Source organism: Pseudomonas sp. CAM1A (assembly GCF_047501685.1).
Taxonomy (GTDB): domain Bacteria; phylum Pseudomonadota; class Gammaproteobacteria; order Pseudomonadales; family Pseudomonadaceae; genus Aquipseudomonas.
Genome location: NZ_JBFNXP010000012.1, coordinates 14,362 through 34,241, shown reverse-complemented (window position 1 = coordinate 34,241; position 19,880 = coordinate 14,362). Strand labels below are relative to the sequence as shown.

The 19,880-nt window shown below is 63.5% G+C and carries 17 protein-coding genes; 7 read left to right on the top strand and 10 right to left on the bottom strand.

From position 1 onward, the window contains the following. Positions 1–76 precede the first annotated feature (76 nt). The 5 genes from ABZO33_RS22780 (at position 77) to fabB (ending at position 6,993) form a co-directional block, all read left to right on the top strand. Positions 77–2,224 (top strand): TonB-dependent receptor plug domain-containing protein, encoded by a 2,148-nt coding sequence (locus tag ABZO33_RS22780; protein WP_414537870.1) that lies wholly within the window; start codon positions 77–79, stop codon positions 2,222–2,224. Then, positions 2,224–3,114 carry an ABC transporter substrate-binding protein gene (locus ABZO33_RS22775; RefSeq protein ID WP_414537869.1) on the top strand — a complete coding sequence of 297 codons (891 nt, stop codon included), beginning with the start codon at positions 2,224–2,226 and terminating at the stop codon, positions 3,112–3,114. Before ABZO33_RS22780 ends, ABZO33_RS22775 begins: the two co-directional genes overlap by 1 nt. Beyond that, positions 3,111–5,042, top strand: a complete 1,932-nt coding sequence (locus ABZO33_RS22770) for a response regulator (RefSeq protein WP_414537868.1) — start codon at positions 3,111–3,113, stop codon at positions 5,040–5,042. The genes ABZO33_RS22775 and ABZO33_RS22770 overlap by 4 nt, the downstream gene beginning before the upstream one ends. 206 nt (positions 5,043–5,248) lie before the next feature. Further along, entirely contained in the window at positions 5,249–5,764 is a 516-nt protein-coding gene (gene fabA / locus ABZO33_RS22765) for a 3-hydroxyacyl-[acyl-carrier-protein] dehydratase FabA (RefSeq protein WP_023631260.1), read from the top strand. 11 nt (positions 5,765–5,775) lie between these two features. After that, on the top strand, positions 5,776–6,993 hold the full coding sequence (gene fabB / locus ABZO33_RS22760; RefSeq protein ID WP_046854777.1) for a beta-ketoacyl-ACP synthase I: 1,218 nt from the start codon (positions 5,776–5,778) through the stop codon (positions 6,991–6,993). A gap of 151 nt (positions 6,994–7,144) precedes the next feature. Here the strand turns inward: fabB and ABZO33_RS22755 are convergent, their stop codons facing one another. Further along, positions 7,145–8,770, bottom strand: a complete 1,626-nt coding sequence (locus tag ABZO33_RS22755; RefSeq protein WP_414537867.1) for a methyl-accepting chemotaxis protein — start codon at positions 8,768–8,770, stop codon at positions 7,145–7,147. Between the two features lie 114 nt (positions 8,771–8,884). Beyond that, a complete protein-coding gene (locus ABZO33_RS22750; RefSeq protein WP_414537866.1) occupies positions 8,885–9,892 on the bottom strand; it encodes an amidohydrolase family protein in 1,008 nt (335 codons plus the stop codon). Between the two features lie 115 nt (positions 9,893–10,007). On the opposite strand from ABZO33_RS22750, the gene ABZO33_RS22745 reads away from it, so the two are divergent. Beyond that, positions 10,008–10,871, top strand: a complete 864-nt coding sequence (locus ABZO33_RS22745) for a pirin family protein (RefSeq protein WP_414537865.1) — start codon at positions 10,008–10,010, stop codon at positions 10,869–10,871. Between the two features lie 28 nt (positions 10,872–10,899). Here ABZO33_RS22745 and ABZO33_RS22740 read toward each other — a convergent pair whose 3' ends face one another. The 4 genes from ABZO33_RS22740 to ABZO33_RS22725 form a co-directional block, all read right to left on the bottom strand. Next, complete coding sequence (locus ABZO33_RS22740; protein ID WP_414537864.1) at positions 10,900–11,625, bottom strand: dienelactone hydrolase family protein; 726 nt, start codon at positions 11,623–11,625, stop codon at positions 10,900–10,902. Positions 11,626–11,726: 101 nt separating this feature from the next. Continuing rightward, the gene (htpG, locus tag ABZO33_RS22735) at positions 11,727–13,634 is read right to left on the bottom strand and encodes a molecular chaperone HtpG (RefSeq protein WP_102684712.1); all 1,908 of its coding nucleotides are present in this window, start codon (positions 13,632–13,634) and stop codon (positions 11,727–11,729) included. A 94-nt stretch (positions 13,635–13,728) separates the two neighbouring features. Continuing rightward, on the bottom strand, positions 13,729–14,187 hold the full coding sequence (locus ABZO33_RS22730; protein ID WP_414537863.1) for a PaaI family thioesterase: 459 nt from the start codon (positions 14,185–14,187) through the stop codon (positions 13,729–13,731). Beyond that, complete coding sequence (locus ABZO33_RS22725) at positions 14,184–14,660, bottom strand: PaaI family thioesterase (protein ID WP_414537862.1); 477 nt, start codon at positions 14,658–14,660, stop codon at positions 14,184–14,186. Before ABZO33_RS22725 ends, ABZO33_RS22730 begins: the two co-directional genes overlap by 4 nt. 136 nt (positions 14,661–14,796) lie before the next feature. Here ABZO33_RS22725 and ABZO33_RS22720 point away from each other — a divergent pair, with 136 nt between their 5' ends. Beyond that, positions 14,797–15,072, top strand: a complete 276-nt coding sequence (locus ABZO33_RS22720; protein ID WP_023629625.1) for a hypothetical protein — start codon at positions 14,797–14,799, stop codon at positions 15,070–15,072. Between the two features lie 67 nt (positions 15,073–15,139). Here ABZO33_RS22720 and ABZO33_RS22715 read toward each other — a convergent pair whose 3' ends face one another. The 4 genes from ABZO33_RS22715 to sucC form a co-directional block, all read right to left on the bottom strand. Further along, complete coding sequence (locus tag ABZO33_RS22715; protein WP_414537861.1) at positions 15,140–15,889, bottom strand: DUF599 domain-containing protein; 750 nt, start codon at positions 15,887–15,889, stop codon at positions 15,140–15,142. A gap of 182 nt (positions 15,890–16,071) precedes the next feature. Continuing rightward, on the bottom strand, positions 16,072–17,385 hold the full coding sequence (gene brnQ, locus ABZO33_RS22710) for a branched-chain amino acid transport system II carrier protein (RefSeq protein ID WP_367858322.1): 1,314 nt from the start codon (positions 17,383–17,385) through the stop codon (positions 16,072–16,074). Positions 17,386–17,773: 388 nt separating this feature from the next. Next, positions 17,774–18,658, bottom strand: a complete 885-nt coding sequence (gene sucD, locus ABZO33_RS22705) for a succinate--CoA ligase subunit alpha (RefSeq protein ID WP_004376004.1) — start codon at positions 18,656–18,658, stop codon at positions 17,774–17,776. Next, the gene (gene sucC / locus ABZO33_RS22700; protein WP_023629628.1) at positions 18,658–19,824 is read right to left on the bottom strand and encodes an ADP-forming succinate--CoA ligase subunit beta; all 1,167 of its coding nucleotides are present in this window, start codon (positions 19,822–19,824) and stop codon (positions 18,658–18,660) included. Before sucC ends, sucD begins: the two co-directional genes overlap by 1 nt. Positions 19,825–19,880 lie beyond the last annotated feature (56 nt).

Genomic DNA, 19,880 nt, shown 5'->3' with positions numbered 1-19,880 from the left:
TTAAAGGTAGGGAAAGCCCGCACTGCGGCAATGGGCCATCCGCCGATCACTGGCAAAAGCCGTAGGGTCGGTTAACATGCCTGATTCATTTCTGAAACAAGGCCGTTTCGTGTTCCCTGGCACGCCCCCGTACCCCCGCCTGCTGTTGCTGACTGCCCTGCTCGGCGGCCCGGCCGTGGCCGATGACCTGTTCATCGACAACCAGGACCTGCCGCAGGTTCTGACCGCCACGCGCCTGAAACAATCCCCGGCGGCGGTGCCGGGCAGCATGACCGTGCTCGACGACGAGCTGATCCGTGCCAGCGGTGCCCGCGACATCCCCGAGCTGCTGCGCCTGGTGCCAGGCATGATGATCGGTTACGGCGCCGGCAACCAGCCGACAGTCAACTACCACGGCAGCAACGTCAGCGACGCCCGGCGCATGCAGGTGCTGATCGATGGTCGTTCGGTGTACCGCGCGGGCCTGGCCACGGTAGATTGGAGCGATATCCCGGTGGCCATCGAGGATATCGAGCGCATCGAGGTGTTCCGCGGCCCGAACACCGTCAGCTATGGCGCCAACGCGCTGATGGCGGTGGTCAATATCCTCACCCGCAACCCGGCCGACAGCCATGGCACGCGGGTCAAGCTGACCCGCGGCCAGGATGGCATCAACGATTACTATGCAAGCCAAGGCTTCGGCTGGGACAGCGGCGACCTGCGCCTGTCGCTCTCCGGCCAGCAGGACGACGGCTTCGACCAGGACCAGTTCGGCCGCGACTACCGCGACAGCCGCCGTCTCAACCGCGTCAACATCAGTGCCAGCCACACCCTGGCGCCCAACCAGACGCTGGAATGGCAACTGGCGGCCAAGGAAGGCAGCAACCAGCGGCCCTATACCTACCAGCCGGTGTTCGGCAACTACCGGGCCGGCGACAACGCCGACGTCAACGCCAAGGACTACGCCGGCTCCGTGCGCTGGAACCTCGACCTCAACCCCGAGCACAGCCTGTACGTGCAGGGTTCGGCGCAGCACTTCGACCGCCAGCAGGTATGGCGCGCCTGCGATGCGGCAATTGCCTTCAGCCCCGAGCTGACACGCCTGTGGCAGCTCGACCCGAACTTCGCCGAGAAGGTCGCGCGCAACCTGTACACCGGCAACCTGCCCAGCACCAGCGACCCGGTGCTCGGCTCGCTGATGGGCCAGGTGCAGAACCAGTGGGCCAGCGGTGGCAGCAACACGATCTGCGGCAACGTCGACCAGAGTACCCGCGAAACCCGCTATGACCTGGAAATCCAGGACACCCTGAGCCTCACCGACAGCCTGCGCCTGGTCAGCGGCATGAACTACCGCTACGACCGCGCCGATTCGCAGACCTACTTCAACGGCAGCATCGACGACCAGACCTGGCGCCTGTTCGGCCAGCTCGAATGGCGCGCCGACGAGCACTGGATCCTCCAGGGCGGTGCCATGTACGAACACTCGCAGCTGTCGGGCAACTCGCTGACCCCGCGCGTGGCGGTGAACTACCTGATCACCCCTCGCCATGGCCTGCGCGCGGTGTATTCCGAGGCCATTCGCTCGCCGGACATGTTCGAGAACAACGTCAACTGGAGCTACACGGTCAAGAACCTCTCGCCCAACCTGTACGGGCTGCAGAACGGCGAGTATTTCGTCAAGACCCGCGGCCCCGGCAACCTCGACCAGGAACGCATGCGTTCGCGAGAACTCGGCTACAACGGTGCCTTCAGCGACATCGACCTGAACGTCGACGTGAAACTGTTCTACGACGAGATCACCGGCATGATCAGCGAGCCGTTGAAGAACAACCAGTTCATCGCCAGCAACGCCAACAAGGCCCGTTTCAGCGGCAGCGAGGCGCAGTTCGACTGGCGCGCCACCCAGCGCGACCGCCTGCGCCTGACCTATGCCTATGTCGACGCCTGGGCCAGCAACCCGGCCGATCGCCGCCTGAGTGCCCGCAACAGCGGCTCGGCCGGCTGGCTGCGCGACTGGGGCCAGGGCTGGTCCAGCGCCCTCTTCTATTACGGCGACGATGCCCTCAACCAGTACCGCTACGAGCGGCTCGACCTGCGCGTGGCCAAACGCTTCAAGATCCACGGCAGCAACCTGGAACTGGCCGCGCTGTGGCAGCAGCGCCTGGATGACGAACCGGTCACCCTCGAGCAGAACCGCTATGACAGCCGCCACCGCCTCAGCGTCAGCGCGGAGCTGGAGTTCTGATGGTGCGCCTGCTGCGCCTGCTGCTGTTGTGCCTGTGGCCCTTGGGATCGCTGTCGGCCAGCGAGATCCTGCTGGTCGGCGGCGAAGACCAGCCCGGCATCCGCAGCTTCGTCGCGGCCCTGGAAAAGCGCAGGCCCCACGACCAGGTGCGGTTCCAGACCATCGAACAGCTGCCTGGCCCGGGCAAGCTCAAGGCCGACACCCGCCTGGTGCTGCTCGACATCCCGGCCCTGGAATGGCGCCTGACGGAGGCAGCCGGGCCAGCGGCACTGGCGCTGCGCATCAGCCGGGTCCAGGCCGAGCAACGCCTGGGCGTGTCGCGCCCCGCCTATCTCACCCTGCTGTGGAGCGACCCACCGCTGGCCCGGCAACTGCGCCTGACTCGTTACCTGTTGCCGCAGGCGCGGCGCATCGGCGTGCTCTACGGCGAGCACAGCCGTTTCCTGCTCGACGAGCTGCGCCAGGCCGCCAGTTCACTGGGCCTGGAGATCGTCGCCCAGGACTGGCCCGACCTGCGCGACAGCCGCCCCCTACAAGACCTGCTGGGCAACAGCGACGTGCTGCTTGGCCTGGACGATCCCGACCTGTACAACTCCAAGTCGGCCAAGAACGTGCTGCTCAGCAGCTATGGCCGGCAGATGGCGCTGATCGGCCCGAACGTCGGCTTCGTCCGCGCCGGCGCCCTGGCCAGCACTTACAGCGACCAGGACGACTGGCTGGCGGTGCTCGGCCAGTTGCTCGACCTGCCGCCGGCCCGCTGGCCACGCAGCCTCTACCCCCCGCACTTCGGGGTCAGCGGCAACCAGCAGGTGGCCCGCGCCCTGGGCCTGGAAGCGATCGACCCGGACGCCGCCGCCCTGGCCCTTGCCGAAGGAGCCCCCACCCCATGAGCAAGCGCCTGAGCTGGGATATCCACACCCGCACCCAGATCATCAGCCTGGGCCCCGCCCTGTTGTTGACCCTGCTGCTGATCAGTTTCTTCACCTTCGTGCGCATCCAGGACTTGCGCCAGGAACTCAACCACACAGGCCAACTGATCGCCAACCAGCTGGCGCCGGCCTCAGAGTACGGCGTGATCTCGGGCAACAATGAAGTGCTCGAAAGCCTGATGCGCGCCACCCTGAGCATCCCCCACGTGCGTTTCCTCGAGGTGCAGGACAGCCGCAACCATATCCTGGTGTACGTCGAGCAGCCCGATGAAAGCCTCAGTCGCGCCCAGCGCGTCGAAGTGTTCCAGGCGCCGATCCGCCTGCAGCAGATCCGCCTGGACAACGACTTCCTGCAAGGCAAGGCGCCCGCGCCGAACATCGGCGACGATTATCTGGGCCGGGTGATCGTCGGCATGTCCGACGACGCCTTCAGCCAGCGCCAGCAGGAGATCGTGATCAAGGCCGCGATCCTCGCGCTGTTCGCCCTGCTGTTCACCTTCCTGCTGGCCCGCCGCCTGGCCACCAGCCTGTCCAGGCCGATCAGCGAGATGGGGCACGCGGTCCGCGCCATCCAGCAGGGCGACTTCAACGCGCCCCTGCCAGTGGTCGACGACAGCGAACTGGGCCACCTGGCCCGGCACATCAACAACCTGGCCAGCGCCCTGGACCAGGCCGCCCATGAACAACAACAGGCCATGGGCCAACTGATCCAGGCCCGCGAAGAGGCCGAGCAGGCCAACCGCGCAAAATCCGACTTCCTGGCCATGATGAGCCACGAATTGCGCACGCCCATGAATGGCGTGCTGGGCATGCTGCAGTTGCTCGAAACCACCGAACTGACCGGCGAGCAGGCCGAATACACCGCGGTGGCCAGCGAATCCACCGGGCACCTGCTCAAGGTGATCAACGATATCCTCGATTTCTCGCGGATCGAGCGCACCGCCCTCGAGCTGGAGCACATCGATTTCAACCTCGGCGACCTGATCACCAGCAGCGTGCAGTCGTTCCAGCACACCGCTCAGCAACGCAACCTCGACCTGCTCCTGCAACTGCCCCCCGGCATGCACCAACTGCAGGTGGTAGGCGACCCGACGCGGATCCGCCAGGTCCTGCTCAACCTGGTGGGCAACGCGCTGAAATTCACCGAGCGCGGCGAAGTGGCAATCGAGGCGCGCTGGCAAGTGCTTGACCGCCAACTGATCTGGCTGACCTGCACCGTGCGCGACACCGGCATCGGCATCGACAGCAACCGTCTGGAAATGATGTTCGTGGCCTTCCAGCAGGCCGACAACACCATCTCGCGCCGCTACGGCGGCACCGGCCTGGGCCTGTCGATCGCCCGCACCCTGGCCGAGCGCATGGGCGGCCAGTTGCGCGGCGAGAGTCGTGAAGGGCTGGGTTCGACCTTCACCCTGGAAATGCCGCTGGCACTGGCCAGCACACCCAGCGCCCTGCCCGGTGTCGCAACCCAGGACCAGGCGGCGGCGACGGAAGGCGGCGGGCGGATCCTGTTGGTGGAGGACAACCCGGTCAACCAGAGCGTCATCGAGGCCATGTTGCGTAGCCTGGGCTTCGAGGTCAGCCTGGCCATGGATGGCGCCCAGGCGATCGAACTGGTCGGCCAGCAACGGTTCGCCGCGGTGCTGATGGATTGTCGTCTGCCCCAGGTAGACGGATACGAGGCGACCCGCCGCATCCGCCTGCTGCCGCAGACCGAAGGGTTGCCGATCATCGCCCTGACCGCCAGCGCGTTGCAGGGCGACCGCGAACGCTGCCTGGCCGCCGGGATGAACGATTACCTGAGCAAGCCGTTCAAACGTACCGACCTGCAGCGCATCCTGCGCCGCTGGTTGCCCGGTCAGGCAGTTGCGACTGGCGATAAATGCTAAAGTGCGGCAGTCTTAAGGACTGGACAGGACCGCCTCAGGGCCGGAAAATAACATTTCAGTGCACACCTGTACTTCTTTTGCCAGGTGCGCTGTGACTTTCACCACAACGCAATAGTCTACCTGTAGGCTGCCGCCTCGGATGCAAAGCGCTTCGGGCCGGCCGGGAAGATTCGTCCCCTGCCACAGGGGGTTATTGAGGAGCTCGCATGACCAAACAAAACGCCTTTACTCGGGAAGACCTGCTGCGCTGCAGTCGCGGTGAGCTGTTCGGCCCCGGTAATGCGCAACTGCCCGCCCCGAACATGCTGATGGTCGATCGCATCACCCACATCAGCGAGGAAGGCGGCAAGTTCGGCAAAGGTGAATTGGTCGCCGAGCTGGATATCAATCCAGACCTGTGGTTCTTCGCCTGCCACTTCGAAGGCGACCCGGTGATGCCGGGCTGCCTGGGCCTCGACGCCATGTGGCAGCTGGTCGGTTTCTTCCTCGGCTGGCAGGGCCTGCCGGGCCGTGGCCGTGCGCTGGGTTCGGGCGAAGTGAAATTCTTCGGCCAGGTACTACCCACCGCCAAGAAAGTCACCTACAACATTCACATCAAGCGCGTCCTCAAGGGCAAGCTGAACATGGCCATCGCCGATGGCTCGGTCAGCGTCGACGGACGCGAGATCTACACCGCCGAAGGCCTGCGGGTCGGCGTGTTCACCTCCACTGACAATTTCTAAGGGTTATTCGCATGCGCCGCGTCGTTATCACTGGTCTGGGCATCGTTTCGTGCCTGGGCAATGACAAAGAGACCGTCACCGAAAACCTGCGCAACAGCCGTCCGGGTATCCGTTACAACCCGGAATACAAGGAAATGGGGCTGCGTAGCCAGGTTTCCGGTTCCATCGACCTGAACCTCGAAGAGCTGATCGACCGCAAGGTCTACCGCTTCGTCGGCCATGCCGCGGCCTACGCCTACCTGGCGATGCAGGACGCGATCAAGGACTCCGGCCTGAGCGAAGAGCAGATCTCCAGCCCGCGCACCGGCCTGGTGGCCGGCTCCGGCGGCGCTTCCACCCTGAACCAGATGGAAGCCCTGGACACCCTTCGCGAGAAAGGCGTCAAGCGCGTCGGCCCGTACCGCGTCACCCGTACCATGGGCAGCACCGTGTCGGCGTGCCTGGCCACCCCGTTCAAGATCAAGGGCATCAACTACTCGATCTCGTCGGCCTGCGCCACCTCCGCACACTGCATCGGCACCGCCATGGAGCAGATCCAGTGGGGCAAGCAGGACATCGTCTTCGCCGGCGGCGGTGAAGAAGAGCACTGGAGCCAGTCGTTCCTGTTCGATGCCATGGGCGCCCTGTCGACCAAGCGCAACGAAACCCCCGAGCTGGCCTCGCGCGCCTACGATGCCGACCGTGACGGCTTCGTCATCGCCGGCGGCGGCGGCATGGTCGTGGTCGAGGAGCTTGAGCACGCCCTGGCCCGTGGCGCCAAGATCTACGCCGAGATCGTCGGCTACGGCGCGACCTCCGATGGCTACGACATGGTCGCCCCGAGCGGCGAAGGCGCGATCCGCTGCATGCAGCAGGCGCTGTCCACTGTCGACACCCCGATCGACTACCTGAACACCCACGGCACCTCCACCCCGGTCGGCGACGTCGCCGAGATGAAGGGCGTGCGTGAAGTGTTCGGCGACAAGGCACCGAAAATCAGCTCGACCAAGAGCCTGTCGGGTCACTCGCTGGGCGCCGCAGGCGTGCACGAGGCGATCTACTGCCTGCTGATGATGGAAAACAACTTCATCGCCGGCTCCGCCAACATCGACGAGCTGGACCCGGAAGTCGCGGACCTGCCGATCGTGCGCAAGACCGAAGACGCCAAGCTCACCACCGTGATGAGCAACAGCTTCGGCTTCGGCGGCACCAACGCCACCCTGGTGCTCAAGCGCTGGGAAGGCAAGTGATCGGCTGACACGCTGAACGAGAACGCCCGGACCTTGGTCCGGGCGTTTTTGTTTGTGCCCTGTCGGCCTTCATCGCGGGGCAAGCCCGCTCCCACGCATCCACGTGGCCTTGAGCCGGTGGCGTGGGAGCGGGCTTGCCCCGCGAGGGTCGTTACACCGAGAAGCGCTGCACCAGAGTGTTGAGGTCCACCGCCAGCCGCGACAGCGCCTGGCTCGCTGCAGACGTCTGCTCGGCCCCCGCCGACGACTGATGCGCCAGGTCGCGGATGGTGGTCAGGTTACGGTCCACCTCCCGCGCCACCTGAGCCTGCTGCTCCGAGGCACTGGCGATCACCAGGTTGCGCTCGTTGATCTGGCCGATGGCCGCGGCGATCGCCTCCAGCGCCTGACCCGCGGCATGGGCGCCGTCGAGGGTCGAGCGAGCCTGGGCGTCGCTATGCTGCATGCCCTGCACGGCCCGCTCGGCACCGCTGCGGATGGCGACGATCATCTGTTCGATCTCCTGGGTCGAGCTCTGCGTACGATGGGCCAACGCCCGCACCTCGTCGGCGACCACGGCGAACCCGCGCCCGGCCTCGCCGGCCCGCGCCGCCTCGATGGCCGCGTTGAGCGCCAGCAGGTTGGTCTGCTCGGCGATCGAGCCGATCACATCCAGCACCTTGCTGATGTCGTGCACCTGCTGGGCCAGTTGCCCGACCTCCTCGGCATTGCCTGCCACACCAGTGGCCAACGCCTCGATGGCGGTAACCGTCGCCCGCACCTGTTCGCGCCCACGCCGGGCGATCTGGTCGGACTCGCGGGAAGCCTCGGAGGTGGCCACCGCGTTGCTCGCCACCTCCTCCACCGCCGCCGTCATCTGATTGACCGCCGTGGCGGCCTGCTCGATTTCCATGCTCTGCTGCTGCAGCCCACGGGTGGCGTCCTCGGTGACCGCGCTCAGCTCCTCGGAGGCCGAAGCCAGCTGGCTGGCCGAGTCGGAAATTCGCCCGATGGTCTCGCGCAGGCTCAGCTGCATGCTCTTGAGGGCCGCCAGCAGGCGCGCCGGTTCGTCATCACCTTGCACGGTGATCTGCGGGGTCAGGTCGCCGGTGGCGACCGTCTCGGCAACCTTCAGCGACTGGCCGAGCGGCCGCACGATGCTACGGGTCAAGGCCAGGGCGAGCACCACGGTGAGGCTCAGGGCGATCACCAGCAGCACGCCGACCCATACCTTCGCGCCGTTGTATACGGCCTCGGCCAGGTCGGTGGCTGAGTTGGCCTGATGGTTGTTCAGCTCGATCAGCTCGTTGAGGGTCGCCGTCATCTGGTCGGCCAACTGGTTCATCTCGCCGTTTACCAGCGCCGCCGCTGCCTGGACATGCCCGTCGGTGGCCAGTTGCACCACTTGCCCCTGCAAGGTCATGTATTGACGCTCGAGGCCCTGGTAGCGGTCGAACAACGTCCGCTCCTCAGGAAGCACGATCAAGGCATCGTAGTGGCTCTGAGCCTTGCTCAGGCCACCCTTGACCTCGTCGATGCGGGCACGGTTCTGCTGCTGCGCGGTCGGGTCGGTGTTGACCAGCAGGCGCAGCGTCAGGGCGCGGATGCGCAGCATGTCCTGGGTCATGCGGCCGACCGAGATCACGCTCGGCAGCCAGTTGTTGTCGACCTGCTCGGACTGCTGGCGCATGTTGGTCATCTGCTGCAGCGCGAAGCCGCCCAGCGCCACCACCAGCAGCGCCATGATGCCAAAGCCAAGGCCGGCGCGCGGCGCGATGTTCAAGCGTCTCAGGCTCATTTCCAGGATCCCTCCCAAGCGTGATATTCCGTTGCTTAAAAAAGGTATCGGGCCATCTGGAAATTGCGTAAGACGAAAAGGCGATATCAAAACGCTATCCGTGCATGAAACTCGCTATTTCGCGCTTTTTGGCAGCAGTTCGACAAAATTCCTCCGGCTCACGCGCTCTGCCACCGCTTCGGGCAAGGCATCGAGGAATGGATTGAAAGCGTGCATCTGCTCGCCGAGGCTGCCGAAGCGCCCCACCACATCGGACCCGAGCATGAAGCGCTCGGGAAAGCGCACGACCAGCTCGACCCAGGCCTTGCGTGGCACGCCCTGCTCATCCAGCAGGTAGGGCTCGAGCACGCTCCAGGACAGGTCCACGTAAAGGTTCGGGTAGTCCTCAAGCAGGCGCGCAAGCACCGGCAGGAGAAAATCCATGCGTTCCTGGTGCCGGTGAATCTCCATGCTGCTGCCGGCATGGGCCCAGATGAAACGGGTATGCGGGTGGTTACGCAACGGCTCTTCGATTTCCGCCAGGTACAGCGGGTTACGCTCGCGCTTGGAGGTGATGTTCGAATGCAACAACACCGGCAGGTCGCGCTCGGCAGCCAGGTGGTAGATGCGGGTCATGGCTTCGTTGTTGGCCCGCGGCGTGTCGCCGCTGGTCAGCGCGGTGAGGTCGTCATGGCGGGTGAACACCYCGCCGATGCCCTGCCACAGCCCCGGATAGAGTTCGAGCATGCGCTCGATATGGCTGACGGCATTCTTGTCCACCGGGTTGAAGCCGGTGAGGAACGGGTGGAAGCGCCTGCGCTGTTCGACGGGCAGCTTTTCCAGCGCGGCGGCGACGTACAGGTCGGTGGCGCTGTACCAGTAGGCATCGGCATCGTCGCCGGCGTAGTAGCGCGGGCGCTTGGGTTCGTCCTCGTGCCATTTCTTCGCCACCGGGATACCGGAGATCATCGACTGCTCCACACCAGCCTCGTCCATGGCCTTGAGCAAGGCCGGCATGCCTTCGGTTTCCTGGAAGAAATCCACGTAGTGCAAGTGCGCATCGCTGTAGCGGTAGTCGCGGGCTTGCACGCTGTCGAACAAGCCCGCGCTCAACAGCAGGCAGGCCAATGTGCGGGCGATCATCTCAGGCTCCTTTGTCGATACCGCAAGAGTAGACATGGCACCCGCACAGACGGTTCAGCCGCGCGCCGCGAACCGCTATGCTTGCAGGCGTCCCCTGCCCGCCCGGAGTTTCGCCATGAGCAGCCCCCTGGTCATCCGCCCACGCGCCGAATCGGTCGAGGGCCAGCCGATCCTGCGCCCGCTGCCCTCGGCGCAGTGCCGCAGCGTAGGCCCTTTCGTGTTCTTCGACCATATGCTGGAAACCGACTACGCGCCGGGTCATGGCATGGACATTCGCCAGCACCCGCATATTGGCCTGTCCACCCTTACCTACCTGTTCGAGGGTGAAATCCAGCACAAGGACAGCCTCGGCTCGGACCAGCGCGTGCGGCCCGGAGATGTCAGCTGGATGACCGCTGGGGCTGGCGTGGCGCATGTCGAGCGCACGCCGGCCGAGGTGTTCGAGCGCGGCTCGCGGCTGCATGGGTTGCAGGTCTGGCTGGCCTCGCCGGAGTCCGACGAGCAGGGCCCGGCAAGCTACAGCCATCACCCGGCCGAGAGCCTGCCGGTCAGTGACAACCTCGGCGTGCGGATCCGCATGATCGCCGGCACAGGCTTCTGCCTGGCCTCGCCGGTACCGGTGCTCTCTCCCACGCTTTACGCCCAAGTGCACATGCAGGCGGCCACCACCCTGATCGTGCCAACGGAACACGCGCAGCGCGCGCTGTATCTGCTCGAAGGTGAGTTGATGCTGGATGACGAGGAAGTCGAGCCTTGCAGCCTGGTCGTGCTGCCCGAGGGCGAAGAGGTGGTGTTGTTTGCCGAGCAAACGTGCCAGCTGGTGCTGCTCGGCGGCGCGCCGCTGGACGGGCCGCGGCGGATGAACTGGAACTTCGTGGCCAGCGATCCGGCATTGATAGAACAAGCCCGGGCGCGCTGGGCGGCTGGGGATTGGCCGGTGGTGCCTGGGGAAAGCGGGCGGATCGAACTGCCGCGCTGATTGGGGCCGCTTAGCGGCCCCTGAGCCTTCAGCTTGCGAACACTTCCTTGAGCAAGTTATGCATCGAGCGGAATGCCCGCTCCGAGGTGCGCCGGTCATACTGCATCTTGCCCGGCACATTGGCGTTCGGATCGGTGAACGAGTGCACCGCCCCGCCATAGCTGAGCAACTGCCAATCAACCTTGGCAGCGTTCATCTCTTCCTCGAAGGCTGGCAACTGCTCCCTTGGCACCAGTGGATCCGAGGCGCCATGCAGCACTAGCACCGAGCCCTTGATGCGCCTGGCATCCTCGGGGTTCGGCGTATCCAGCGTGCCGTGGAAAGAAACGGCGGCCTTCAGATCGGCACCGGTGCGGGCCAGTTCCAGGGCACAGCAGCCGCCGAAACAGAAACCGAACGTCGCGACCTTGCCTGGCTCGAGCAGCGCCTTCGACTGCCCCAGCAATTGCGCCAGCGCTTCGTGCATGCGCTTGCGCAGTTCGGCGCGGTCGTTCTTCAGCGGCATCATCGCCGTACCGGCTTCATCAGCATTGGACGGCCGCACCGACTGGCCATACAAGTCGGCAATCAGCACCACATAGCCTTGCTCGGCCACTTCCTTGGCGATACGTTCGGCGCCCTCGCCGATACCCATCCAGTTCGGCGCCATCACCAGCCCCGGCTGCGGCAGCGCGCCCGGGGCGTAGACCAGGCGGCTTTCGTAAGCCTTGCCTGACAGGTGATAGACCAACGACTCGACGATGACCTTGCTCATTCAGCTCTCCTTGGGCGTTCACGGGTCAGGACAGGATAGATGTATTCGTGGGAACGGCAGACATGAAAAAGCCCGCCGAAGCGGGCTTTTCTTGCCTCAGGTCAAGCCGACAGCTCGACCAGCAGCTTGTTGAGACGGCGTACGTAGGCCGCCGGATCCTTCAAGCTGTCACCGGCCGCCAGGGCCGCCTGGTCGAACAGGATGTGCGAAAGCTCGGCGAAGCGGTCTTCGCTCTGCTCGCCATCGAGCTTCTCGATCAGCGGGTGGCTCGGGTTGAACTCGAAGATCGGCTTGGACTCTGGCACTTTCTGCCCGCTGGCCTCGAGGATCTGGCGCATCTGCAGGCCCAGGTCCTGTTCGCCGATGGCGAGGATCGCCGGCGAGTCGGTCAGGCGGTGCGAGACACGCACCTCGGCCACGCTGTCACCCAGCGCGCCCTTGAGGCGCTCGACCAGGCCTTCCTTGTCCTTGGCGACTTCTTCCTGGGCCTTCTTGTCCTCTTCGGAATCCAGCTTGCCCAGGTCCAGGTCGCCGCGGGCGACGTCGACGAAGGCCTTGCCATCGAACTCGTTGAGGTAGCTCATCAGCCACTCGTCGATACGGTCGGTCAGCAGCAGCACTTCGATGCCTTTCTTGCGGAAGACTTCCAGGTGCGGGCTGTTCTTGACCTGGGCGTAGGATTCGCCGGTCAGGAAGTAGATCTTGTCCTGGCCTTCCTTGGCGCGGGCCAGGTAGTCGGCCAGGGCAACGCTCTGCTCGCCGCTGTCATCATGGGTGGAGGCGAAGCGCAGCAGGCTGGCGATCTTCTCCTTGTTGGCGAAGTCTTCGGCCGGACCTTCCTTCAACACCTGGCCGAAGTTCTTCCAGAAGCCCTTGTACTGCTCGGGCTCGTTCTTCGCCAGCTTCTCCAGCATGTCCAGCACGCGCTTGGTCAGCGCGGTCTTCATCGAGTCGATGATCGGGTCTTTCTGCAGGATCTCGCGGGAAACGTTCAGCGACAGGTCGTTGGAATCGACCACGCCCTTGATGAAGCGCAGGTACAGCGGCAGGAATGACTCTGCCTGGTCCATGATGAACACGCGCTGTACGTACAGCTTCAGGCCGCGTGGCGCTTCGCGCTGATACAGGTCGAACGGCGCGCGGGCCGGCACGTACAGCAGCGAGTTGTACTCGAGCTTGCCTTCGACCTTGTTGTGGCTCCAGGCCAGCGGGTTCTCGAAGTCATGGCCGATGTGCTTGTAGAACTCCTGGTACTCCTCGTCCTTCACCTCGGTGCGCGAACGGGTCCACAGGGCACTGGCGCGGTTGACGGTTTCCCATTCCTGCGCCGGCTTTTCCTCGCCTTCGGCGGCTTCGGCCTGCTCCTTGGGCAGCTCGATCGGCAGGGCGATGTGGTCGGAATACTTCTTGACCACGTTGCGCAGACGCCAGCCATCGGCGAACTCATCCTCGCCCTTCTTCAGGTGCAGGACGATACGGGTGCCGCGCTGCGGCTTGTCGACGGTGGCGACTTCGAACTCGCCCTCGCCTTTCGACGACCAGTGCACGCCCTCGGCGGCCGGCAGGCCGGCGCGACGGCTGAACACGTCGACCTTGTCGGCGACGATGAACGCGGAGTAGAAGCCCACGCCGAACTGACCGATCAGGTGCGAGTCCTTCTTCTGATCGCCGGTGAGGTTCTTCATGAAGTCGGCAGTGCCGGACTTGGCGATGGTACCCAGGTGCGCGATCACGTCTTCGCGGCTCATGCCAATGCCGTTGTCCTCGAGGGTCACGGTATTGGCGGCCTTGTCGAAGCTGACGCGGATCTTCAGGTCGGCGTCGCCTTCGAGCAGCTCAGGCTTGGCCAGGGCCTCGAAGCGCAGCTTGTCGGCGGCGTCGGAGGCGTTGGAGATCAGCTCGCGCAGGAAGATCTCCTTGTTCGAATACAGGGAATGGATCATGAGGTGCAGCAGTTGCTTCACCTCGGTCTGAAAGCCCAGGGTTTCTTTTTGAGTCTCCACACTCATGGTCTTCAAAACTCCAATCTGTTGGTTGGTGGCGCCTGGCGGCCAGCGGGCCGGTTTTTGATGGCGGATGTCCAGCAGATGGGGGCAGCCCTGACTATTTCAAGGGCTTTTCGGGTTCAATCTTGAAATGCGCACGCGCTGTGGCGATCGGCGTGTCGCGATCGCCCTGCCAGGCGGTAATGGCAACGTTGGTCACCCGCCGCCCCTGGCGCCACAGCTGGCACTGGGCGTAGGTATCGCGGTAAAGGCCGGCACGCAGGTAATCGATGGAGAAATCGATGATCTTCGGGATGCTCGCGCTTTCGCTGTAGATCAGCAAGTAGAGTGCCGCCGACAGCTCCATGAACCCGGCGATCACGCCGCCATGGATCGCCGGCAGCAACGGGTTGCCGATGTTGCCCGGATTGGCCGGCAGACGGAACAGCAGGTCTTCGCCCTGGCGCTCGCATTCGATGCCGATCAGCCCGGCATACGGGATCAATGCCAGCAGCGGCTGGTAGTCGCCGCGAGCATGGGCCTGGTTCAACTGTTGACGGATATCGGCAGGGATCACGCGCGGCGCTCCTTGAGGCTGTTACCGAAGCGGATGCCGCCTTTGACGTCCTGCCCCAGGCGCATGAAGGTGCCGACGACCTGGCAGATCGGTTGCGTAGGGTCATCCTGGTAGGCCGCGCCCCGGGTGAAGATGACATCGCGGGTCACCCGGTAGCACTGGGCATGGCCGTAGATGTCCTTGCCCCCCTCGGCCGGGTGCATGTAGTCGATGCGCAGGTCCAGGGTCGGGCATACCTCGAAGCTGGGCAGCGCGCAGAGCGTGGCCATGCCGCAGGTGGTGTCCATCAGCGTGGTCAGCACACCACCATGCACCGCGCCATTCTGCGGATTGCCGACAATGGCCGGCGACCAGGGCAGCACCAGGGTCATGCCATCGGCGTCGGCATGCTGCACGCGCATCTGTAATACCTGGCAATGTTTCAATGCCGACAGAAAGCGCTCGGCCATCGCCATCAAGGGAGTCTCGTTCATTGTCCGCCGCCGCATAAAATGGGTAAAAAGTCTATATAGGCCGGGCAGTTATATATCTGTAACCTGGGTTGAACTTATTCGCCGGTGGCGTACTCGAAGGAACATACAAAGTTATTCCACCCAGGAGAAACACCCCATGCGTAAACCTTTTGCTTTTGCTCTGATGCTGGCCGCTGCCATGGGCCTGGCTGCTTGCGATAAAGCGAGCGAAGACAAAGCCCAGGACGCACAGCAACATGCCGAGCAAGCCCAAGAGAAGATGGGCGAAGCTCAGGATAAGATGAACGACGCCGCCAAGGAAAACGCCGAAGCCGCCAAAGATCAGGCCGAAGCGCAGCAGAAGGCCGCCGAGGAAGCCGCGCCTTCCACTCCAGCGCCGACCACTGCACCTGCCGAGCCTGCCAAGCAGTAATCTCGCGGTATAAAAAAACCCGACAATGTCGGGTTTTTTTATGTCTGCCATTTAAAGCTGAAAGGCTTCAGCCTGCACTGTCGGAAGTGTCCCTACCCGCCTCTACCGGTGCACTTTCGGTGGGCGTGAACACCATCACTTCCAGTACATGGGAGTGGAACTCACGGCGATACAGAATGAACACCACGCCCACACTCATGGCCATGAACAGCCAGGGGCTGATGAACCAGCTCAACATGGCCATGCCGAAGTAATACGAGCGCAAGCCCAGGTTGAACTGGTTGGCGGCCAACGACAACACCCGCGCCGCGCGGGAGGCGAAAGCCTTGCGCTCGAGTTCGTTGACCTGACGTTCGCCTATCATCGGCGCCGAGCCCACCAATACGGCGGCGAAGTTGTATTGACGCATGCACCAGCTGAAAGTGAAGAACGCATAGACGAACACCGTGGCCAGGCACAGCAGCTTGATTTCCGACATGCCTTGGGACGCCTGCTGCACCAGCGGCAGGTCGGCCAGCAGCGATAATGCACGGTCGGACGCGCCGAGCACGGTGAGAATACCGGCAAGAATGATAAGGGTGCTGGAGGCGAAGAACGATGCATTGCGCTCCAGGTTGCCGATCACGCTGGCATCGGCGATGCGGTTGTCGCGCAGCAGCATGCGGCGCATCCAATCCTCGCGGTAAAGGTGCAACACACTGGCCAGGCACGCAGTATCACGCCCCTTCCAGGTGGCATAGCGGGTGTAGCCGCCCCAGCAGATGGCGAACCAGCAGACGGCCAATAGGTTGCCCAGGTTGTTTTGGATGAAGGTCATGCAGGAATCCCGTGAAAGAGAAACAGACCGGTTTTCGACGCCCGGATTCGTTAAAAGACACGCGAAAGCGTCGGTACAGGCCACAAAAAACCCCGCACCTTTCGGCAGCGGGGTTTCGATATCCACCTTGACGGGGGCCCTTCGGCTTTTGGCCAGCGCCCCGTCCATCAGGTATCAATCCATCAGGCCAATGCCTCGCGGGGCTTGCCCAGCATGCGGTCGCAGACCACGGCGACAGCCAGGGTGACCACCGAAGGCACCAGCCAGGCCATGCCTTCGTTGCTGAACGGCAGGTGAGCCAGGGCGTCAGGCAGTACGTGGGCGAAGCTGCTGCCCTTGATGGCGTCGACAACACCGAACACCAGCGACACCAGCATGACTGGCGCCAGGATGCGGGTTGGCGAGTTCCACAGGTCCTTCACGAAGCTCAGGCCCACGACCACGATGCACGGCGGGTAGATCGCCGTCAGCACCGGAATCGAGAACATGATCAGCTTGGTCAGGCCCAGGTTGGAGATCACCAGCGAGAAACCAGCCAGGATCACCACCAGGGCACGGTACGACAGTGGCAGGATCTGGCTGAAGTATTCGGCGCAGGCGCAGGTCAGACCCACGGCGGTGACCAGGCAGGCCAGTGCGATCAGTACCGCCAGGAAACCGCTGCCCAGCGAACCGAAGGTGTGCTGCACATAGGCATGCAATACCATCGCACCGTTGGTGGCATCGGCTGCGATGTCATGGCTGCCCGCGCCGAGGCGGAACAGGCTGACATACACCAGGACCAGACCCAGGCCGGCAATCAGGCCCGCAATGATGGCATAGCGGGTGATCAGCTTCGGCGACTCGACGCCACGCGAACGGATGGCATTGACGATGACGATACCGAAGACCAGTGCCCCCAGCGTGTCCATGGTCAGGTAACCATCGGAGAAACCTTTGGAGAACGCAGCGGCGGCGTAGGCAGGCTGGGCCTCGCCAATCGTGCCGGCCGGCAATGCGAACGCCGCGATGCCCAGCACAGCCAGGGCGATGATCTTCAACGGCGCGAGGAAACGCCCCACGGTGTCGAGCAGCTTGCCCGGGTACATGGACACTGCCAGGACCACCGCGAAGTACACCACGCTGTAGATGAGCAGAGCCAGCGGGCTTTCACCGGTCAGCGGCGCCACGCCTACTTCGAACGACACGGTCGCGGTGCGCGGAGTGGCGAACAGCGGGCCGACCGAGAGGTAGCACACCGCCGCCAGCAGGCCGCCGAAGAACTTGCCGATCGGGCTGCTCAGGGCGTCCATGCCGCCACCGACCTTGGCCAGGGCGATCACGGTGATGACCGGCAGGCCCACGGCGGTGACCAGGAAGCCAAGCGCGGCCATCCATACGTGCGGGCCAGACTGCAGGCCGACGATGGGCGGGAAGATGATGTTGCCGGCGCCTACGAAAAGCGCAAACGTCATAAAGCCAAGCGCCAGGATATCCTGGCCTTTTAACACTTTCATTTAAGGAAATACCACACTGCTGAAATCGGGAGTCGGAGGGGATTTCCCATAGGATGAAGGGAAATGCTGCCCGGCTTGGTGAGCCAGACCCGTTTAGCGTGTCGTTCCCTTTTGGGGTACGGGCACAGAGTGAACGCGTAGCCTACCTGTTTTACCCGGCAAACGCACTGGCCCAGTGCTGCTTGTCCGATGTGCGTATGTGTTTGTCGTCTTGTTGAACGAGTTAGGCGACCATTTATTGCGTATTCAAACGAATGTCTGGTTGAAAATCCTGATAGCGATCATCGGAGTTTCCGCAGGTGTGCAGCCCCAGCCCCAAGCGATCCCCATTAACGACAAAGGCCACCCGAAGGTGGCCTTTGTGCGCGTGGGGGGTATTGCGTGTTACTTACTTCTTGACTTCCCAGCCAGTCAGCTCGGCCAGGGCCTTGCCGATGTCAGCCAGGGAACGCACGGTTTTCACACCGGCGTCCTGCAGGGCGGCGAACTTCTCGTCCGCAGTACCCTTGCCACCAGAAATGATGGCGCCAGCGTGGCCCATGCGCTTGCCCGCAGGTGCGGTAACACCGGCGATGTAGGAAACGACAGGCTTGGTCACGTTGGCCTTGATGTAGGCCGCGGCTTCTTCTTCAGCGGAACCGCCGATCTCACCGATCATGACGATCGCTTCGGTCTTCGGGTCTTCCTGGAACAGCTTCAGGATGTCGATGAAGTTGGAGCCCGGGATCGGGTCACCGCCGATGCCGACGCAGGTCGACTGGCCGAAGCCGGCGTCGGTGGTCTGCTTGACAGCTTCGTAGGTCAGGGTGCCGGAACGCGAAACGATACCGACCTTGCCTGGCAGGTGGATGTGGCCTGGCATGATGCCGATCTTGCACTCGCCCGGAGTGATCACGCCTGGGCAGTTAGGGCCGATCAGGGTCACGCCCAGCTCGTCGCACTTGACCTTGGCGTCCAGCATGTCGAGGGTAGGGATACCCTCGGTGATGCAGACGATCAGCTTGATGCCACCGAAGGCGGCTTCCAGGATCGAGTCCTTGCAGAAAGGAGCCGGTACGTAGATCACCGACGCGTCAGCGCCGGTGGCTTCTACAGCTTCTTTCACGGTGTTGAACACCGGCAGGCCCAGGTGGGTGGTGCCACCCTTGCCCGGGGTGACGCCGCCAACCATCTTGGTGCCGTAGGCGATGGCTTGTTCGGAGTGGAAAGTACCCTGCGAGCCGGTGAAGCCCTGGCAGATGACTTTGGTGTCTTTATTGATCAGGACGCTCATTACTTGCCCTCCGCAGCTTTGACAACTTGTTGAGCAGCGTCGGTCAGGCTGGTTGCCGCAATGATGTTCAAACCGCTTTCTGCCAGTACTTTAGCGCCCAGTTCGGCGTTGTTGCCTTCGAGGCGAACGACGACCGGAACCTTGACGCCGACTTCTTTCACCGCGCCGATGATGCCTTCGGCAATCATGTCGCAGCGAACGATGCCGCCGAAGATGTTGACCAGTACGGCCGCGACATTGCTGTCGGACAGGATGATCTTGAACGCTTCGGTAACGCGCTCTTTGGTAGCGCCGCCGCCAACGTCGAGGAAGTTGGCAGGCTTGCCGCCGTGCAGGTTGACGATGTCCATGGTACCCATGGCCAGGCCGGCACCATTGACCATGCAGCCGATGTTGCCTTCGAGGGCAACGTAGTTCAGTTCGAACTTGGCGGCGTGGGCTTCACGGGCGTCGTCCTGCGACGGGTCGTGGAAGGTCTTCAGCTTAGGCTGACGGTACATGGCGTTGGCGTCGATGTTGATCTTGGCATCGAGGCAGTGCAGATCGCCATCGGCCTTGATCACCAGCGGGTTCACTTCCAGCAGGGCCAGATCGTGATCCTTGAACAGCTTGGCCAGGCCTACGAAGATCTTGGCGAACTGCTGAACTTGCTTGCCTTCCAGGCCCAGCTGGAACGCCAGCTCGCGACCCTGGAACGGCTGAGCGCCGACCAGCGGATCGATGGTGGCCTTGAGGATCTTCTCAGGAGTGTCGTGAGCGACTTTCTCGATGTCCACGCCACCTTCGGTGGAGGCCATGAACACGATGCGGCGGCTCGAACGATCGACTACAGCGCCCAGGTACAGCTCTTTGGCGATGTCAGTGCAGGATTCGACCAGGATCTTGGAAACTGGCTGACCATTGGCGTCGGTCTGGTAGGTAACCAGGTTCTTGCCAAGCCACTGGGCAGCGAACGCCTTGGCGTCTTCCTTGCTGCGAACCAGCTTGACGCCGCCCGCTTTACCACGACCACCAGCGTGAACCTGGGCTTTTACAACCCACTCGGAACCGCCGATCTTGTCGCAGGCTTCTGCTGCAGCTTCAGGGGTGTCGACTGCGAAACCCTTGGAAACTGGCAGGCCGTATTCAGCGAACAGCTGCTTACCCTGATACTCGTGAAGATTCATGCTTTTTACCGTCTTCGTTAGGTACTGCGCTTCGGCGCTGCGCCATTACTGGCGCC